Source organism: Luteibacter sp. (assembly GCF_036500425.1).
Lineage (GTDB): Bacteria > Pseudomonadota > Gammaproteobacteria > Xanthomonadales > Rhodanobacteraceae > Luteibacter.
In genome coordinates, this window is the sequence record NZ_DASYCB010000081.1 from 52251 (window position 1) to 71473 (window position 19223).

Annotated in this window: 13 protein-coding genes and 1 tRNA gene; 8 read left to right on the forward strand and 6 right to left on the reverse strand. The window is 62.7% G+C overall.

Annotated elements, in window-relative coordinates:
- Position 1 precedes the first annotated feature (1 nt).
- From VGN46_RS19845 to VGN46_RS19860, 5 genes are all read left to right on the forward strand, one after another.
- A complete protein-coding gene (locus tag VGN46_RS19845; RefSeq protein WP_414675282.1) occupies positions 2-3325 on the forward strand; it encodes a multidrug efflux RND transporter permease subunit in 3324 nt (1107 codons plus the stop codon).
- 407 nt (positions 3326-3732) lie between these two features.
- Positions 3733-6129 carry a TonB-dependent receptor gene (locus tag VGN46_RS19850; RefSeq protein ID WP_331646471.1) on the forward strand — a complete coding sequence of 799 codons (2397 nt, stop codon included), beginning with the start codon at positions 3733-3735 and terminating at the stop codon, positions 6127-6129.
- A gap of 181 nt (positions 6130-6310) precedes the next feature.
- Entirely contained in the window at positions 6311-7018 is a 708-nt protein-coding gene (locus VGN46_RS19855; protein WP_331646473.1) for a hypothetical protein, read from the forward strand.
- A 198-nt stretch (positions 7019-7216) separates the two neighbouring features.
- Positions 7217-7507 carry a BrnT family toxin gene (locus VGN46_RS20310; RefSeq protein WP_345786192.1) on the forward strand — a complete coding sequence of 97 codons (291 nt, stop codon included), beginning with the start codon at positions 7217-7219 and terminating at the stop codon, positions 7505-7507.
- Positions 7464-7739, forward strand: a complete 276-nt coding sequence (locus VGN46_RS19860) for a hypothetical protein (RefSeq protein ID WP_331646475.1) — start codon at positions 7464-7466, stop codon at positions 7737-7739. Before VGN46_RS20310 ends, VGN46_RS19860 begins: the two co-directional genes overlap by 44 nt.
- 76 nt (positions 7740-7815) lie before the next feature.
- Here VGN46_RS19860 and VGN46_RS19865 read toward each other — a convergent pair whose 3' ends face one another.
- Entirely contained in the window at positions 7816-8976 is a 1161-nt protein-coding gene (locus VGN46_RS19865) for an acyl-CoA dehydrogenase family protein (RefSeq protein ID WP_331646477.1), read from the reverse strand.
- A gap of 170 nt (positions 8977-9146) precedes the next feature.
- Between VGN46_RS19865 and VGN46_RS19870 the strand changes: the two genes are divergently transcribed.
- Genes VGN46_RS19870 through metH form a run of 3 tightly spaced genes read left to right on the forward strand, consistent with a single transcriptional unit; the run spans position 9147 to position 13863 of the window.
- The gene (locus VGN46_RS19870) at positions 9147-10073 is read left to right on the forward strand and encodes a metalloregulator ArsR/SmtB family transcription factor (RefSeq protein WP_331646479.1); all 927 of its coding nucleotides are present in this window, start codon (positions 9147-9149) and stop codon (positions 10071-10073) included.
- Between the two features lie 11 nt (positions 10074-10084).
- Positions 10085-11167, forward strand: coding sequence for a homocysteine S-methyltransferase family protein (locus tag VGN46_RS19875; protein WP_331646481.1), 1083 nt, complete (start codon positions 10085-10087; stop codon positions 11165-11167).
- A complete protein-coding gene (metH, locus tag VGN46_RS19880) occupies positions 11164-13863 on the forward strand; it encodes a methionine synthase (protein ID WP_331646483.1) in 2700 nt (899 codons plus the stop codon). The genes VGN46_RS19875 and metH overlap by 4 nt, the downstream gene beginning before the upstream one ends.
- A 96-nt stretch (positions 13864-13959) precedes the next feature.
- Here the strand turns inward: metH and VGN46_RS19885 are convergent, their stop codons facing one another.
- From VGN46_RS19885 to VGN46_RS19905, 5 genes are all read right to left on the reverse strand, one after another.
- Entirely contained in the window at positions 13960-14292 is a 333-nt protein-coding gene (locus VGN46_RS19885) for a lipid-A-disaccharide synthase N-terminal domain-containing protein (RefSeq protein ID WP_331646485.1), read from the reverse strand.
- A gap of 116 nt (positions 14293-14408) precedes the next feature.
- Positions 14409-14483: transfer RNA gene (locus VGN46_RS19890), tRNA-Val, on the reverse strand.
- Between the two features lie 48 nt (positions 14484-14531).
- Positions 14532-15161, reverse strand: a complete 630-nt coding sequence (locus VGN46_RS19895; protein WP_331646487.1) for a GspH/FimT family pseudopilin — start codon at positions 15159-15161, stop codon at positions 14532-14534.
- The gene (locus VGN46_RS19900; protein WP_331646489.1) at positions 15152-15607 is read right to left on the reverse strand and encodes a type IV pilin protein; all 456 of its coding nucleotides are present in this window, start codon (positions 15605-15607) and stop codon (positions 15152-15154) included. The genes VGN46_RS19895 and VGN46_RS19900 overlap by 10 nt, the downstream gene beginning before the upstream one ends.
- The gene (locus VGN46_RS19905) at positions 15597-19223 is read right to left on the reverse strand and encodes a pilus assembly protein (RefSeq protein WP_331646491.1); all 3627 of its coding nucleotides are present in this window, start codon (positions 19221-19223) and stop codon (positions 15597-15599) included. The genes VGN46_RS19900 and VGN46_RS19905 overlap by 11 nt, the downstream gene beginning before the upstream one ends.

Genomic DNA, 19223 nt, shown 5'->3' on the forward strand with positions numbered 1-19223 from the left:
CATGCCGAGTTTCTTCATCGACCGCCCCATCTTCGCGTGGGTCGTGGCGATCCTGATCTGCCTGACCGGCACGATTTCCCTGTTGAACATGGGTATCGAGTCGTATCCGAACATCGCCCCCCCACAGGTCGTCGTTACGGCGAACTACCCGGGTGCGAGCGCGGATACGACCGAGTCCACCGTGACGCAGGTGATCGAGCAGCAGCTTACGGGTATCGACCACCTGCTTTACTTCAGCTCCTCGTCCAGCTCGTCGGGCCAGGCGACCGTCACGCTCACCTTCGATACCGGTACCGACCCTGACATCGCGCAGGTGCAGGTCCAGAACAAGGTGTCGCTGGCGACCCCGCGCCTGCCCTCGGAAGTGACCCAGCAGGGTGTCGTGGTGGCCAAGTCCAACCCCGACTTCCTGAGCTTCATCGCGCTGACCTCGTCCAACCCGGCGATCGACAGCAACCGCCTTACCGACATTGTGTCGTCGCAGGTGCTGGACCAGATCGCCCGTATCCCGGGCGTGGGCAGCACCCGCCAGCTCGGTGCCGAGTACGGCATGCGCGTGTGGCTGAACCCGGACAAGCTGCGCGGCTATGGCCTCTCGGCCACGGATCTGCAGAAGGCCCTGGCGACCCAGAACGTGCAGTTCGCGGCGGGCGCGATCGGTTCCGATCCGGCTGTCGACGGCACCGGCTTCAACGCCACCGTGTCTGCCGAGGGCCGTTTCACCACGCCCGAAGAGTTCTCCAACATCATCCTGCGCGCCAATAACGATGGCACCGTGGTGAAGCTGAAGGACGTGGCCCGCGTGGAACTGGGCCCGCAGAACTATGGTTTCGCCACCGAGTGGAATGGCATCCCGACGGGCGCCTTCGGCGTCCAGCTGCTCCCCGGCGCGAACGCGCTGGATGTGGCCAACGCGGTTCGCGCGAAAATGGCCGACCTGGCCAAGAGCTTCCCGGATGGCGTGACCTGGTTCGTACCGTACGACTCGACGAAGTTCGTGGTGATCTCGATCGAGGAAGTGGTCCACACGCTTGTCGAGGCAGTGATCCTCGTCTTCCTCGTGATGCTGCTGTTCCTGCAGAACTTCCGCGCCACGATCATTCCGACCCTGGTCATCCCGGTCGCTTTGCTCGGTACCTTCCTCGGCTTGTCGCCGCTGGGCTTCACGATCAACCAGCTGACCTTGTTCGGCATGGTGCTGGCCATCGGTATCGTGGTCGATGACGCGATCGTCGTGATCGAGAACGTCGAGCGCATCATGTCAGAGGAGAACCTCCCGCCGAAGGAAGCCACGCGCAAGGCGATGGGCCAGATCACCGGCGCCGTTATCGCGATCACCGTGGTGCTGGCGGCAGTGTTCATTCCCTCGGCACTGCAGCCGGGCGCCTCGGGCATCATCTACAAGCAGTTCGCGCTGACTATCGCCGTGTCGATGGGCTTCTCGGCCTTCCTCGCGCTTTCGTTCACCCCGGCGCTCTGCGCCACGATCCTCAAGAACGAGCACGGCCAGAAGAAGAACATCGTCTACCGCAAGTTCAACGAGGTCTTCGACTGGACGACGCACACCTACGCCGGCCACATCACCTCGGCCGTGCGTCACGCACCGCGCTGGATGGTGGTGTTCGTGCTGATCTCGGTGCTCTGCGGCTTCCTGTTCTCGCGCCTGCCCAGCAGCTTCGTCCCCGACGAAGACCAGGGCTATGCGCTCGCCATCGTGCAGCTCCCGCCTGGCGCCAGCATCGCGCGTACGCAGAAGGTGCAAAAGGACATGCGCGATATCCTCCTGAAGGATTCCGCGGTGGATGGCGTGTTCCAGATCTCCGGTTTCAGCTTCCTGGGCCAGGGCGAAAACGTCGGCATGAACTTCATCCGCCTGAAGGATTGGTCGGATCGTGATATCAAGGCGACCGACTTCATCGCACAGATGAACGGCAAGATGCAGGCGGTGCGCAATGCCACGATCTTCGTGGTGAACCTGCCCACCATCCGCGGCCTGTCGCAGTTCGGTGGTATCGACATGTACCTGCAGGCGCGTGCCGGCCAGTCGCGTACCGAACTGACCCAGGCGCGCAACCAGCTGCTCGGCGCCGCCTCGCAGGACAAGCGCCTGGTCGGCGTCCGCCCGAACACGCTGGAAGACTCCCCGACCCTGCAGGTCGGCGTCGATCGCACGCAGGCGCAGACCCTCGGCCTGTCAGTCAGCGATATCTACACCGCGATCCAGCTCACCCTGGCACCGGTGTACATCAACGACTTCCAGTACGGCGGCCGCGTGAAGCGCGTGATGCTGCAGGCCGATGCGCCCTACCGCATGGGCACCGATTCGTTCAACCACATCTTCACGCCAAGCACACTGGCCTCGTCGTCGACGTCCACGACGTCTGGGGTCTCCAGTGCCTCGACCACCACCGACAGCACGATGATCCCGCTGTCGAGCGTGGTGCATACGAAGTGGACGAACGTCTCGCCGAGCCTCACCCGCTACAACGGCTACTCAGCGGTGGAAATCGTGGGTAACCAGGCACCGGGTTATTCGACCGGCCAGGCCATGGGCATCGTCGAAGGCATCGTGAACGACAAGCTGCCGAAGGGCTTCGGCTATGACTGGACCGGCCAGTCCTACCAGGAAATCCTGGCGGGCAACTCGGCCACCATGCTCATGGTGCTGTCCATCGTCATCGTGTTCCTCTGCCTTGCCGCGCTGTACGAAAGCTGGTCCATCCCGGTCGCCGTGTTGCTGGTGGTCCCGCTCGGCATGCTGGGTACGGTGGTGTTCTCGCAGCTGCGTGGCCTGCCGAACGATATCTTCTTCAAGATCGGCCTGATCACCGTGATCGGCCTGGCCGCGAAGAACGCGATCCTGATCGTCGAGTTCGCGGTGGAACAGCAAGGCCACGGCAAGACGCTGAAGGAATCGGTCGTCGAAGCCTCCCGCCTGCGACTGCGCCCCATCCTGATGACGTCGATGGCGTTCATCCTGGGCGTGCTGCCGCTGGCAATCTCCACTGGCGCGGGCGCCAACTCCCGCCACGCGATCGGTACCGGCGTGATCGGCGGCATGTTGTTCGCCACGATCCTCGGCCTGCTGCTGATCCCGGTGTTCTACGTGATCGTGCGCCGCTTGCTGGGCGATAAGCTGGAGGAGGTATCGAAGACCATCCGTCACCACGGCGATGAAGGCGGCCATGATGGTCACGACGGCCCGCATGGCGGTGGCCCCCAGGGTGGTGGCAACCCACCGGTGAACACGGCGCCCCACGCACCGAACATCGGTGATGTAAGGGCTTTTGATTCGGATCCGCGACGCGGAACAGATCGGCCGTAAGCACCATCAGGTACGACAAAAAAGCCCGGCGAAAGCCGGGCTTTTTCTTTGGCCCGGTTGACATCCAGCCCTTACACCCCCAGCATGAAAAAACGATCTGGCCATCCAGACGTCTCACCGGGCCAACCACACGAGGCTTCCGTGACCCCGACCATGCAGCACGCCATCCATACGCCCTCCCTGCCGACCACCTCGCTGGTCGCGGCGTGTTGTCGCTGCTGTCGGGCCTAAGCCCCTAACGCACCGCTCCCTGTAGGAGCGCGCTTGCGCGCGATCGCCGGCACCCCACCGCCCGATCCCCCTCCCATTTCTACAAGCCATCGCCCCCACGGCGAGCTAGCGTCGTTCGCGTGTGTTTACGCGAATGGCGCCGCTTACCTGTCGCTCGACCACCAGGATCGCACCCCATGCATCACGCCCCGACCCGCTGCCTCACCCTACCCCTCCTGATCGCCACCGCGCTGGGCAGTCCCGTCGCATACGCCCAGGAGACGCCTCCGGATGCCCAAGGCAAGTCGCCCACCCAGCTTGAATCGGTGGTCGTTACCGGCACACGCTCGGTCAACCGCAGCCAGGAAAGCTCGCTTTCACCTATCGACATCGTGACGGCGAAAGACCTCCAATCCGCCGGCGACACCCAGCTTGCAGCCGTCCTGTCGCGGCTAGTGCCCTCGCTGAATTTTCCGCGCGCGCCCGGCAATGATGGATCAGGTATCGTGCGTCCCGCCGCCCTGCGTGGCCTTTCGCCGGACGAGACGCTGGTGCTGGTCAATGGCAAGCGCTGGCACACCACGGCCTTACTCAACCTGCAGGGCGCCCTGGGGCGCGGCTCGGCACCCGCCGACCTGAATTCGATTCCGATCTCGGCGATCGATCACATCGAAGTGCTGCGCGATGGCGCGTCCGCGCAGTACGGCTCTGACGCCATCGCCGGCGTGATCAACATCGTGCTCAAGGGTGCGGCGAAGCCTGGCAGCAATGAAGCGAGCCTTACGGCGGGCCGCTACAGCGCCGGTGATGGCAAGCAGTACCAGGGCGAGGCGAGCATCGGCGTACCGCTGGGCGGCGACAAGGGATGGGCGCGGCTAAGCGTGGTGCAAGGCCACGCTGATGCCACGAATCGCGGCGGCCTCGACTATCGCGATCCGACGTCACCGGTCTACGGCACGCGAACGCAACGCATCGGCGAGCCGGATATCAGCAATCATCAGGCGCTGCTCAACGTGCAGTATGCGTTGACGCCCCATGCGGATTTCTACGCGTTTGCCAGCACCAGCAGTCGCGAAGGTACATCGCCTGCCCTGTTCCGCGCTTACAACAGCGCGCGAAATGTGCCGTCGATTTACCCGAATGGCTTCCTGCCCCTCAATGATGTCCGGTCGATCGATAGCGCCCTGGTCGCCGGCATCCGCGGTACCACGACCAGTGGATGGCGTTGGGATATCAGCGGCAACTACGGCCGCGACCACGTCAGCATCGATCCGATCCACACATTGAACCGGGATCTCGGCGCGTCTAGCCCCACGAGCTTCAACGCAGGCCGCTTGATCGCCACGCAGAAGGCCTTTGATGTCGATATCGCCCGGGATCTTTCCGTTGGCTGGCTGGCAAATCCGGTCACGCTGGCTTTCGGCATCGAGTATCTCTACCAGCGCTACGGCATCGAAGCAGGTGATCCGGCTTCGTACTTCGGTACAGGCTCGCAGGGCTTCCCGGGGTTCACACCAGGCGATGCCGGTTACCACTCGCGCCACGATGTCGCTGAATACATCAGCCTTGAAAACCAGATCACCGACAAGCTGAGCGGATCACTCGCTGTGCGTCACGAAGACTACAGCGACTTTGGTAATACGACCTCGGGAACACTATCGGCACGCTACGACTTCACTGATACGTTCGCCCTGCGCGGCACAGCGGGAACAGGCTTCCGTGCCCCCTCGCTCGCGCAGCAGTTCTACACCACGACATCGACCAATGTGATTGGCGGGGTACCGACGCAGATCCGCAATTTCTCAGTGAGCGACCCCGTGGCGCGTGCCCTCGGCGCCGAGCCACTGAAGGCTGAGAAGTCGCACAACTACACGCTCGGCGCAACCTACCTCCCGGGCGCCTGGACCTTCTCACTCGATGTGTACCAGATCACCATCGGCGACCGCGTCGTACCTTCCGAGAACCTGGTGGGCGATGACGTACAGGCGTACCTGACCAGCCAGGGCTACGCGAACATCCAGGGCGGAAGCTACTTCACCAATGCGTTGAAGACGCGCACGCGAGGTGTCGACCTGAGCAGCGGCTATCGTCTCGACCTTGGCACGTCGGGCATCTGGCAATTCACGGCGGCGTACAACCGCAACCACACCTCCATCCTTTCGGTAGCGCCAAACCCGCCTCAGCTCGCACAGAACGGCCTGGAGCTTGTTCGCGTCGGCCACATCGCACAGGGCTACATCACCGATGGCGCACCGCGTGACAAGATCGCCCTCGGCAGCGATTACAGCCTGGGCAACTGGGCGTTCCACGGCACACTGACCCGCTACGGGCAATTCCGGCAGAACCAGGATCCGATCAGTAATCCCGGTTATGACCAGACCTTCCCCGCCCGCTGGTTGCTCGACCTCTCGGCCAACTACAACATCGATGGCTGGACCTTCACGGCGGGTGTCGACAACCTCACCAATGTGTACCCACAGAAATACAAGGCCGGTAGCGATGGTGCAGTGGGTGGCACCTGGCCGTACCCGGACTATTCACCGTTCGGTTATAGCGGCCGTTATCTCTACACGCGCGTCGCGTATCGGTGGTAGTTCACTGCGAACCCATCGCGCGCAAGCGCGCTCCTACACAAGACCTGCGCAGGCCGGTGTAGGAGCGCGCTTGCGCGCGACACCCTCCAAGGAAGATGAGCCCCAGCGCACACCAGGCCTTTTTTTGCGATCATCCGTCCCACGGGCACGGCTAGGGATCACTACAACCTGGAGGTAGTACATGCGCATCACGCTTTCCCATGCGATCGGCGGCTATGCGGCCGTGATGACCCTCGCGGTCATCTGGCTGGGCACCTCAGCGATGGCAGCACCTACGTCGCCCCCAGCGGCGGCAAGGTTTACGACGATCGATGTCCAGCGCATCAACGTGCGGGAGCCTGATGGCACCCTGCGCATGGTGGTATCGAACCACGCCTCCATGCCGGGCTACATTGTCGGCAAGAAGGAATTCGCGCATCCGAACCGGCCGGAGGCCGGCATGATCTTCTACAACAACGAAGGTATCGAAAACGGTGGCCTGGTTTTCGATGGTAAGAGCGCCGACGGCAAACCGATGAACAGCGGCAGCTTCACCTTCGATCGCTATCGGCAAGACCAGACGATCCAGATGGAGACGGTCGAAGATGGGGCAAAGCGGCACGCCGGCTTCTCGATTAATGATCGCTCGGACGAACCCTTGGATGTGGAAGCACTCCTGAAGCTCCGCAACCAGCCGCCATCGCCCGCTCTCAACGCCGCGGTTCTGAAAGCCGGCGGAACCATGTCACGCAGGGCATGGCTCGGCCGCTCTGACGATGGCAAGGCAGCACTTGTCCTGAGCGATCCGCAAGGACGCCCCCGGCTAACCCTTAGTGTTGCTGAAGATGGGACGCCGAGCGTCGACTTCCTTGATGCTGCTGGAAAGATCACTCGCACGTTGCGGAACTGAGTACATTCGCATCGTTGAGCGAGGCTGACATCGCGATTGGGCACCACCTACATGCGACTGAAGCGAACTCTGGCATAAACCAAATAGCGCTTCAAAGAAGATGGTTTTCCGTCTTCGGAGCGCTGTTTGCATGGCTGCATCGATCAACCAACGTTTACGTAGCGGCCACCTGTATGGCTACATGTGTCGTCGCACAAAGTGAACGTCCCATCATTTGAATGGGACGAAACTAAGTCCAGAAGAAACGAAGCCAAGCATGGCGTCACATTTGCGATCGCAACGCAGGTCTTAACAGACATGTGGGCCATGGAGGAACCCGATGATCGCCATGATGGCGAGCGTCGGCACTGCGCCATAGGTGCCGCAGACGACTTGACATTGTTTGTCGTTTTTACGTCGCGCGGCGATACCACACGCCTGATTTCAGCCCGAAAGGCCAACCGCCATGAACTCACCCGATACTGGAACAACCGTCTACTACACTCCTGATCCCGATGCACCGTTATCCCCGGAGGCGATCGCCGAACTGCGAGCCCTCAGGGATCGGCCCATCGATTTCAGTGATATACCGCCAAAGGTCATCGACGAAACCTGGTACAGGCCAAAATGGGCAATAGACATCGCGAGGCAGAAGGTAGCATCGGGAAGCGGTGACCCTGCTATTGAGCGTATGCTCAAAGCATACGATGCTGGCTTCCGCACAGCACTGCCCATTGGCTAAACGCGTGTAAGTCGCCAATCAGAGCGAAAAAGCCCGGCACATGGCCGGGCTTTTTATCGTTTCAGCGAGACTACGCTTAGCGCAACCCCGTCTCCGCACGCGCAATCACCAGACGCTGGATCTCACTCGTACCCTCATAGATCTCCGTGATCTTCGCATCGCGGAAATACCGCTCCAGCGGCATTTCCTTCGAATAGCCCATGCCACCGTGGATCTGCACGGCCTGGTGGGTGATCCACATCGCGGCTTCCGATGCGACCAGCTTGGCCATGGAAGCCTCAGTGCCGAAGCGGCCGCCGGTCTTCTCGACCTGGCCCTTGGTCCACGCAGCACGCAGAGTCAGCAGCAGGGCCGAATCCAGCTTGCACTTCATGTCGGCGATCTTCGCCTGGGTCATCTGGAACGTACCGATCGGCGTACCGAAGGCCTTGCGGTCGCGCGACCACTGCAGGGTCGCTTCATACGCCGCGCGGGCAATGCCGACGGCCTGTGAGGCGATACCAATGCGGCCAGCATCCAGGACGCCCATGGCGATACCGAAGCCCTTGCCCTCGGCACCCAACAGGTCTTCCGCCGGGCAGATGTAGTCGTGGAACTCGATCTCGCAGGTCGCCGAGGCGCGGATGCCGAGCTTCGGTTCGATCTTGCCGGCCAGGAAGCCCGGGCGCTTGGTGTCGATGATGAAGGCGGACACGCCCTTCGCACCGATCCCCGGTGTGGTCACGGCGAACAACACGATGTAGCGCGCCACGGGGCCGGAGGTGATCCAGCTCTTCTTGCCGTTGATGACCCAGTCGCCATCGGCATTCTTCACCGCACGGGTGTGCATGTTCGAGGCGTCCGAACCCGACTGCGGCTCGGTGAGCGCGTAAGCACCGATAGCCTCGCCCGAGGCGATGGCGCGCACGTACTTCTGCTTCTGCTCTTCAGTACCGCTCTTCAGGATGCCGTTGCAGAACAGCGAGTTGTTGACCGACATGATCGTAGAGGTGGCGGCATCGGCTGCGGCGATCTCGACCATGGCCAGCACGTAGGCCACCGGATCCATGCCCGCGCCACCGTATTCCTCCGGCACCTCGATACCCATCAGGCCCAGCTGGCCCATTTCCTGGATGTTTTCGAGCGGGAATTCACCCTTGGCATCGAGTTCGGCGGCCACCGGTGCGATGCGCTTCTGGGCGAAATCGCGGGCGATGGACTGGATGGCAAGCTGGTCTTCGGTAAAGCGGAAATCCATGGGGTATACCTCGGGCCGACGGGCGGCTCGGCTAGTCTTTGGGGAAAGCGATCCGCCCATTCTAACGGTCGTTCGAGTCTTTGCCGCCCTGCACCGCAACATACCAACTTGACGTTGGCGGCCTTGGGCCCCATCCTTAGTATCTCTGTATCGCGATAAAAGGATGTGGGATGGATCTGTCGACCGCCTCGACGGTGTTGCGGCTGTTGGCCGACCCCACGCGCGTGCGCCTGCTCGCCTTGCTCGATCGCGAAGAATTGACCGTCGCCGAGCTGGCCTCCGTGCTCCACCTGGCCCAGCCGCGCGTTTCTACTCACCTGGCCAAGCTCAAGGAAGCCGAGCTGGTACGCGACCGGCGTGCCGGCGTGTCGGCCTATTATCGGGCCAACGCAGAGGCGGATCCCACCCTGGCGGCCCTGGTCGCGTCCTTGCGCGACACCCTGAGCGACGCCCTGCTCCGTGAGGACGCCGAGCGCCTTCCGGCCGTGCTTGCCCAGCGCGCGAGCACGGAAGGCTGGGCGGATACCGTGGCTGGCGACATGGAGCGCCACTACTCACCCGGGCGCACCTGGGAGACCCTGGCGCGTTCCCTGCTGCAGCTCCTTGGCACCGGGGATGTGCTCGACATTGCCTCGGGCGATGGTGTCACCGCCGAATTGCTGGCCCCGCACGCACATTCCATCCTGTGCATCGACAGTTCCGAACGGGTGGTCGAAGCCGCCCGCCAACGCCTGGCCACGTTCCCGAATGTCGAGGTACGCCAGGGCGACATGCACCAACTCGACCTGGGCAAGCGTCGCTTTGATCTTGTCCTGATGATGCATGCCCTCACCTACGCCGAGCGGCCGGGTGAGGTGTTCCGCGAGGTCGCCGGCTTGCTGAAGCCCAGCGGCCGCGTGCTCGCCGTCACCCTTGGCGAGCACGACCACCGCGCGGTCGTCGAACCGTTCGATCACCGCAACCTCGGCTTCAGCCGCGACGGCCTCACCGCCATGGCGCGCGACGCCGGGCTGGACGTCGTCAGCTGCGACCGCCTGAGCCGGGAACGCCGTGCCCCGCATTTCGAAGTCATCAGCCTGCTCGCACGCAAGGCCTGAGGAAACCTCCCATGAGCAACCTGCCCTGGCTCCACCCCGACCGCGTCGCCCTCATCGAGAAGGGCCTCGCCGAGCGCATCATGATCCTGGACGGCGGCATGGGCACCATGCTGCAGAACCATAAGCTCGACGAAAGTGGCTACCGCGGCGAACGCTTCGCCGGCGGCAACGATAGCGCGCACGACCACGGCCACGACCATCCGGGCGAGTGCGACCTGAAGGGGAATAACGACCTCTTGTTGCTCACCCAGCCGGAGATCATCCAGGGTGTGCACCGCGCCTACCTGGAAGCGGGTGCGGATTTCATCGAGACAAACACCTTCAACGCGACGCGCGTCAGCCAGGCCGATTACCACCTCGAGCACCTCGTGCCCGAGCTGAACCGGGAAGGCGCGCGCCTGGCGCGGGAAGTGTGCGATGCCATGACGATGCAAACGCCGGACAAGCCGCGCTTCGTCATTGGCGTCATCGGCCCCACCAGCCGCACCGCGTCGATCTCCCCTGACGTCAACGACCCCGGTTTTCGCAACGTCACGTTCGAAGAGCTCAAGGCCAACTACGTCGAAGCGGCCCGCGCGCTGATCGAAGGCGGCGCGGACACGATCATGGTCGAGACCATCTTCGATACGCTGAACGCCAAGGCGGCGTTGTTCGCCCTTGCCGAACTGTTCGAAGAGCTCGGTGCCCGCGTACCCGTGATGATCTCGGGCACGATCACCGACCGTTCGGGCCGGACCTTGTCGGGCCAGACCGCGGAAGCGTTCTTCTATTCGGTCGAGCACATCCAGCCGCTTTCCGTCGGCCTGAACTGCGCGCTTGGCGCGGAAGACCTGCGGCCACATGTGGCCATGCTCGCCCGTATCGCCAACGCCGCCGTCAGTACCCACCCCAACGCTGGCCTGCCCAACGCGTTCGGCGAGTACGACGAATCGCCCGAGAGCATGGCCGCTACGATCCGCGACTTCGCCGCCGACGGCTTGATCAACATCGTGGGTGGCTGTTGTGGCACCACGCCCGCGCATATCGCAGCCATCGCCGCTGTCGTGGCGCCGTATGCGCCGCGCGCCCCCAAGAGCACTGCTGAAGCCGCATGAGCATTCGTTACACCCGCCTCTCCGGCCTGGAGCCGCTGGTCCTTACGCCGGACCTGAACTTCATCAATGTCGGTGAACGTACCAACGTCACCGGCTCCGCGCAGTTCCGCAAGCTGATCAAGGAAGGCCGCTACGAAGAGGCCGTGGACGTCGCCCGTCAGCAGGTGGAGAACGGCGCCCAGATCATCGACATCAACATGGACGAGGGCCTGATCGACTCCGAAGCCGCGATGACGCGCTTCGTGAACCTGATCTCTTCGGAGCCCGATATCGCCCGGGTGCCGATCATGGTCGACTCCTCGAAGTGGAGCGTCATCGAGGCCGGCCTGCGCTGCATGCAGGGCAAGGGCATCGTCAACTCCATCTCGATGAAGGAGGGCGAAGCGCTGTTCCTGGAGCATGCACGCAAAGTGCGCCAGTACGGCGCTGCCGTGGTCGTCATGGCCTTTGATGAAGCGGGTCAGGCTGACACAAAGGAACGCAAGGTCGAGATCTGTTCGCGCGCCTTCGAACTGCTCGTCGATGAACACGGCTTCCCGCCCGAGGACATCATTTTTGATCCCAACATCTTCGCCATCGCCACCGGCATCGAAGAGCACAACAACTACGCCGTCGATTTCATCGAGGCTACCCGAGAGCTGAAGAAGCGCTTCCCGTCGTCACATATCTCCGGTGGTGTCTCCAACGTCTCCTTCTCGTTCCGCGGCAATAACCCGGTGCGCGAAGCGATCCACTCCGTGTTCCTGTTCCACGCCATCGCGGCGGGCATGGACATGGGTATCGTCAACGCCGGTGGCCTGGAGATTTATGACGACCTCCCGGAAGAACTGCGCGAGCGGGTCGAAGACGTCGTCCTGAATCGCCGGCCCGATGCGACCGAGCGCTTGCTGGACATCGCAGACAAGTACAAGGGTGGCAAGGGCGCGGTTGTCGTTGAATCCGCCGCCTGGCGCGATAAAAGCGTGACGGATCGCCTCAGCCACGCACTGGTCCACGGTATCGACCAGTACGTGGTGGAAGACACCGAAGAAGCTCGCCAGCTTTCCACTCGCCCCCTCGATGTCATCGAGGGCCCGCTGATGGCCGGCATGAATGTCGTCGGCGACCTGTTTGGTGCCGGCAAGATGTTCCTACCCCAGGTCGTGAAGTCCGCGCGTGTGATGAAGAAGGCGGTGGCCCACCTCATCCCTTTCATCGAAGAAGAGAAAAAACGCTCGGGCGAAGCCGTGCGCAGCAATGGCAAGATCGTGCTGGCCACGGTCAAGGGCGATGTTCACGATATCGGCAAGAACATCGTCGGCGTGGTCCTGCAATGCAATAACTTCGAGGTGATCGACCTCGGCGTGATGGTGTCGACGCAGAAGATCCTCGATACGGCGCGCGCCGAAAATGCCGACATCATCGGCCTCTCCGGCCTGATCACGCCCTCGCTGGAAGAAATGAGCCAGGTCGCGCGCGAAATGCAGCGCCAGGAGTTCCAGGTACCGCTTCTCATCGGTGGTGCCACCACCTCGCGCGCGCATACGGCGCTGCGCATCGAGCCGCACTACAAGTCGCCCACTGTGTGGGTGAAAGATGCCTCGCGTGCGGTTGGCGTGGCGCAGTCGCTGGTCAGCAAGGACCTCATCGACGAGTTCATGGCCAAGGTACGCTCGGAGTACGCCGAGGTGCGTGAACGTCACCGCGGTCGCGGCACCGGCAAGACGCTGGTCGCGCTGGGCAAGGCGCGCGAACAGCGTTTCAAGGGGGATTGGGCGGCCTATACCCCACCCGTGCCGCATAAGCCGGGCATTACGGTGTTCGAGGATTACGACCTGGCCGAGTTGCGCCAGTACATCGACTGGTCGCCCTTCTTCAATGCGTGGGAGCTGGCGGGCAAGTTCCCGGCGATCCTCACCGACGACGTCGTCGGCACGCAGGCGACGGAGTTATACAACGACGCCCAGGCGATGCTGGACAAAGTCGTCGCGGAAAAGTGGCTTACCGCCAAGGGTGTGATCGGCTTCTGGCCGGCCGCCCAGGCCGGTGACGATATCGAGCTGTATGACGCCGCCGGGACGGGCAAACGCAAGCCCGTGGCCGTGCTGCATCATCTGCGCCAGCAGGTGGATAAGCCGGTCGAGCGGCCTGATTTCTGCCTGTCGGATTTTGTGGCGCCGAAAGAAAGCGGCGTGGTGGATTGGGTCGGCGGCTTTGCTGTCACCGCGGGCATCGGCATCGATGCGTACGTAGCTCGGTTCGCTGAGACCCATGATGACTACTCAGCCATCGTTCTCAAGGCCCTCGCCGACCGCCTGGCCGAAGCCTTCGCCGAGCGTATGCACGAGCGCGTGCGCAAGGAGTTCTGGGGCTATGAGCCGGAGGAAGCGCTGGATAACGAAGCGCTGATCGCCGAGTCCTACCGCGGCATCCGCCCTGCCCCCGGCTACCCGGCCTGCCCCGAACACACCGAGAAGCGCACGCTGTTCGCGTTGCTCGACGCCACGAAGCACACCACGGTGGAACTCACGGAGGGCATGGCTATGTACCCCACGGCGGCCGTCTCCGGCTGGTACTTCTCGCACCCCGATAGCCAGTACTTCGTCGTCGGCCGCCTGACCCGCGAACAGGTCGATGACTACGCCAAACGCAAAGGCTGGGATCGCCGCGAAGCCGAACGCTGGCTAGCCACCAACCTCGATTACGACCCGGACTGAACCTGGGGCCTTGAACCTGTAGGAGCGCGCTCGCGCGCGATGGGTGCTTGCCGTAGGCCCCATCGCGCGCAAGCGCGCTCCTACAAAAAGAGCGGATCAGGTTTCTTCGGGGCCGCCGGGTTTGACGGTTTCGTTCTTGTCCTTGTTCTTCAGGTGCGAAAACACGTTGTAGAACGACACCAGCATCGGGAAGGCGGTCTGGATGATGCCGACCGAGTCGTTCTTGCCCCAGATGAAGTAGGCCAGGGTCAGCACGCTGCCGAAGACCGACAGGTACCAGAACGACATGGGCACCGTGACCCGCTTGTTCTTCTTCGTGGCATAGAACTGGACGAACCAGCGCGCCGTGAAGAGCAAGGTGCCCAGCAGGCCGATGATCTTCCAGGGCGTGAGCGTAATCAGGCTGAGTTGGGCGAGGGCTTCGTGCATGGCGGGGTCCTGGGGCGTGCGTCTGCCGATTCTAAGGCGTGGCGCCTTGCTGGGGGCTTAGGGGAAGGCCGGGCAAAAAAAACCCGGCGCGAGGCCGGGTTCTGAAAGCAATTCGATGGTGGGCGGTACAAGGATCGAACTTGTGACACCTGCCGTGTGAAGGCAGTGCTCTACCGCTGAGCTAACCGCCCATCGAGCCGCGCATTTTACGGGTACGGCGGTGGCTAGTCAACGCCTCCTCAGCTAGCCACGCACGTGGTGCTGGTAGACAGCTTGTAGGACGTGATCGAGCCCGACTGCCCGAGCGCCAGCCTGCCGCCCGGGCTCTCGTTATTGTTGGTGCCAAGACCGCTGGTCTGGCCTGGCGTGCGCCCGCATACGGTGAAATTCATGGTCGGCCGGGTGCCATTGGATTCAGGCTGGCCGATCTGCCCGAAGGTAAGCACGTTGGCATCGGTGGCCTGAATGGACACCCTGGCCTGCGCGGCCGTGTACCGCAGCAGGGTCAAAGTCGTGGATGTAGCGGTCATCACCTGGTTCGTGCCGCCGGCGGCGGCGTCATACGCATAGATGATGTAACCGGCATCGTAATCCTGGCCATTGGCACATATCAGCCCATCCGTGCTGCGGCACACGCTGACAAACTGGTGCCGGTTGGCGGCCTCGGCCCGCGCGAACTGCAAATCAGCGTTCATCGTGCTCATGGCGCCCGACACATAGCTTCGGCGCATGGTTCCGCGAAAGCTCGGCACCGCGACGGCCAACAGCACAGCCATCACAATCAGGGTGATCATCAATTCCACCAGGGTGAAGCCTGCGTGGTCGCGGCGCAAGGTGGTGCGAGGAGTGATCATGGCAGTCACCAGCATGCGCCGTTGGCCGTGGTCGAACCGCTTTGCGATTTGTTATTGCGAGAATCCAGGGTCAGGTTGCCACACGAATCCTTCAGCTGTACCGACTGGGCGGTAGCGGTGGCGATGTAGCCCGTTTTCACGTCGGCGGTACCCGCCAAAGGTGCCACGCTAAGCACGTAGTTACCGGAGGTCAAGGTTGCCGAACTCCACTTCAGGTCGCCCGTGACGCTGGCCGCATACGTGTTGTACGTGGAGTAGTAACGCTCCTGGGCCGTGGCCAGGCGAAGCAGCGCTTCCTGCGCCTCACCTCGCCGCGCGCGGTATCCGTAACGCAGGTAATTGGGCACGGCGATCATCGCGAGCACAGCGATCACCGCGATCACGATCATCAGCTCGATCAGGGTGAAACCACGCGTCCCGGCGGTACGACGCATGCGTAGCCGCCCGATATCAGTAAACATTGTTCAACTCCCTCCAGGAACGCCGGCGCCAGATCGCGTCACCGAAACTGAAAACACCGCCGGTGCTTGAATCCTTGTTGAGGATGTTCACGCCCGGGAGGCTGATATTGCCGCCGCCGATCGACGTGGCGGCCGGCAGGCCGCCCGTGACGGGCACGTTGGTCACACGCGCGCCCGCCTGGGAAAAACCGTTCGCGAAGCTGGCCGAGCCGACACTGACACCACTGGCAGCACCACCGGTCGCCGCATCCACAACCAGCACGGCACCCTTGCGCACAGGGGCGCAGGGATCGGTGCTGCCGGGGATCAGTGTGGTGACGATGGCGCGGCCGCTGTCGAACAACGCGGTGGCGTCCACCACTACGCGCTCACCCTTGTTGGTCTGCGCCGTGGACGTGCCGGTGTACAGGTCGAAGTACCAGCCACGTATCGCGTTGCCGCTAGCATCTTTGGCGGGCACCGGCCTGTTGGTCAATGCGCGGATGTTGTTCGACTCCGCCATGGTCTGCGCGACCAGCGCGCCACGGCCAATGATGGGGGTAAACGTGCTGGTGCCCGGGTCGCGGATACCGTAAACCGATTGGGTCTTAAGGGTGCCGCTCACCGAGTTGTCCGTCGCGCCAAGGTACTTGCCCGTGCCGAACAGCACGATGAAGTTGGACGAGGTCGGGTCGGCAAACAGGCGTGGCATCACCGTGATGGGCTGGTCGCCCGGTGCCGGATCGCCCGACGTGGCCGAGCTTGGGCGGTAGAGCAGATTCACTGCCCAATTGGACGGGTCCGAACTGGAGAGGTCAAAGCGCCACAGGTTGCCCTGCAGGTCGCCCGCGAAGGCCACATCGTCGATCTGGTCGTTGTTGTAGTCACCCAACACCGGAGACGACAGGCCATAGCTCACCACCGTGCCGGTTACGCCGGTCACTGTGGTCGGGGTCTTCAATTCCTTGATGACCGCACCGGTCTGCGCATCCAGCACGAACAGCGAGCTGGTGGTGTTCGCCGCCGCCGCATCCGTGCTCTTATCGGGGAAGTAGCCCGAGGGCACCAGGACCACCCACTTGCCATTGGACAGGCGGCCAATGTTCGGCTTGCCAAAGGTGTAGCCAAGATTGGCCCCACCGGTGGCGTCGCTATTGAACTCCCAGAGGACCTTGCTGTTCGGCGACGACTCGAGAGCCGTCGGGTCGGTCACATCCAGCGCGTAAACGCCGCGGCCGCCGAAGCGCAGGCCGCCCACCAGGATGGAATGCCAACCCTGGTTGCTGCCGGTGCTGAAAAACACGTCGCGCTCCACTGGCGTCGCGTCCACCGTCGGGGCATACGTGAAGCCGCTCTTTGGCGTCAGCGCAAACAACTTGCCCCACACGCTGCGCGGCACATAGGCCCAGCGCTCCGCGCCGGAGCCCGTGGCGCCCGTGGTGGCATCGAACGCATGCAGCATGCCGTCGTTGGCGCCCACGTAAAGCGTGGGTGCACGGTTATTGTTGTCGGATACAAACTGGGCGTAGCTGTATTTCAAGGCACCAGTGTCGTTAACGGCCATCTCCGGGGCCACGGTGCCGTCGGAATTATTGGGGAAGCTATCGCGGTAGCCACTGGCCGGATAGGCCACATAAACCGGCTGCGAATTCACGATGGCGCCCAGCGTCGACACCCGGCGACGATAGGTCGTGCCCTCCTTTGACGTGTCGCCACGCAGGTACTTGATCGTGGCGTCGCCATTGGTATCGGTGAAGTTGGCATCCACACCCTTCAGTGCCGAGCCAATCGCCGTCCAGGTGAACGCCACGCCGTTGCCACTGCCCGCCGCCGAGCTGGTGAGAATGATGCGGGTGTCACCTGCTTTTGCGCGCGCGGTCAGCTGATCGCCCGCGCTCCACAGATTGGTGGCACCCACGTTGCCCTGCACGTCTACCGGTCGCGCTACGAAAGAGCCCGACCAGCTGGAGCTGTCAAACCCGGTCAGGTAGGTCACCGAATTCCCGGTAAGCACCGAGCTGCTGAGCGCGCCGGCCACCGCTGAAGTGCTGCGCGCGATGATGCGGGTGAGCAGCTGGTTGAGCGCGCTGCTGAGCGCATCGGGGTCGCGGGCGCTGAAGTACTGGCCACGGCTGTTTACTGCGCCATGCCACGTATCGTCGATGTCGGTAAGGTTGCCGTTGTCGACGTTAGACGGTTTGGGCCACGCCTTGGTGCCGTCGCGCAGGGCGGCACTGTCGCCCGGGTAATCCAGCGAACCGTCAATGCCCAGTGTGATCATGTACTGCACCACGTGGGGCCACGTAGCCGGGTCGTTGGCCGGGTTGAAGTACAGCGATTTGGGCGGCACACCCGTGCCGTCCCAGGTCACAGCGACGCCGTTCTGGTCCGTGTAATCCACCCACGACGGCGGCACATCCAGCTTGGTCGTCCCGTCAGCCTTCTTGAAATCGGGACGCAGGTTGGTAGCCCAATAATTGAAACCGAGATCGCCCATGGTGCCGTAGTCGGTGCTTGGCACGTTCCAGAATATCTTCGATTCCGCATCCCCGTTCGCACCGCTGTACACGGTGCCGTCAGGCAACTTCAGAGAGTTCTGGGCCGTGGTCGCGGGCAAGCCGGGGTCACCACCATTCCAGTAGCCATCGGTGACTAGCAGGCTGTAGTTGAGGCGGCAGCTAAGTTCCATGCCTTTGCTGTCGTCGCCGATGTTGGGTTCCCAGTACGGGTTGGTATTATCTGTAACGCCCTGCCCGGACTTGAAGATTTCGCCCGCCCGATACACCGCCGTGCGCCCCGGCGTACCGCCGCTATTGATCACCTGGTAAAGCCACGTGAAGAAGTTGCTCCGCGCGGTACCGGCGAACGCATCAAACGTGGTCTTGCCCGCCTTCAGCATGTACTTGCTGTCGTTGAGGTTCTGGTAAACCACGCGAATGCTGCTACCGAGCGTGGAGAACACATTAGATATCGCCGACCGCGTCATCAGGTTACGCGTGCGGTAATACGAGTACCAGTTGGCGAAGTTCTGCTTCTGCTTCTTGGTTCCCGCACTCATCAGCGTGATAGCGCAGTTGGTTTCCGAGCCGACGGTGGGGCAGGTGTAGTAGAAGCCACCATCCTGATCGCCGGCCAGCTTGCTGCTGATGTTGTTACCGCCATACGCGTTGGCGACGACACCCGAGTTGGTGTACGTGTAGAAGCCCGTTCGGAACGCCGATGACAGGTCCACAGTGTTGGCCGTGCACGTACCCAATGTGGCGCAGATGCCGTCGCGTGGCGCACTGGTGTAGCTGTACTGGGTGAACCGCGTCTGCCCATCGGGCTGCAATGGCGGGGTGTAGACAATGTTCGGGTTGTAGTACTGCGAATTCGTGTTCGACGAGTAGTAGTACTTCTTGCCAGCGGTACTATCCAGCGTGTCGGGCAGGTTCGATGCACCCATCGAGCCGGAATCGTCGAAGGTCACCGCGATGTTCGGTGCCACACCCACGGTGAGGTCGGGCGGCGCCGCGCTGAGGTCCACGGTGTAATACGTCGTGGTCTGCGCGTGCAGCTGCGTGACAGGCGATGCCGAAAGGCACGCCAGCAGCGTAGCCAGAAGAGGTACCGAGCGGAGGGACTTGGTCAGGGTCAT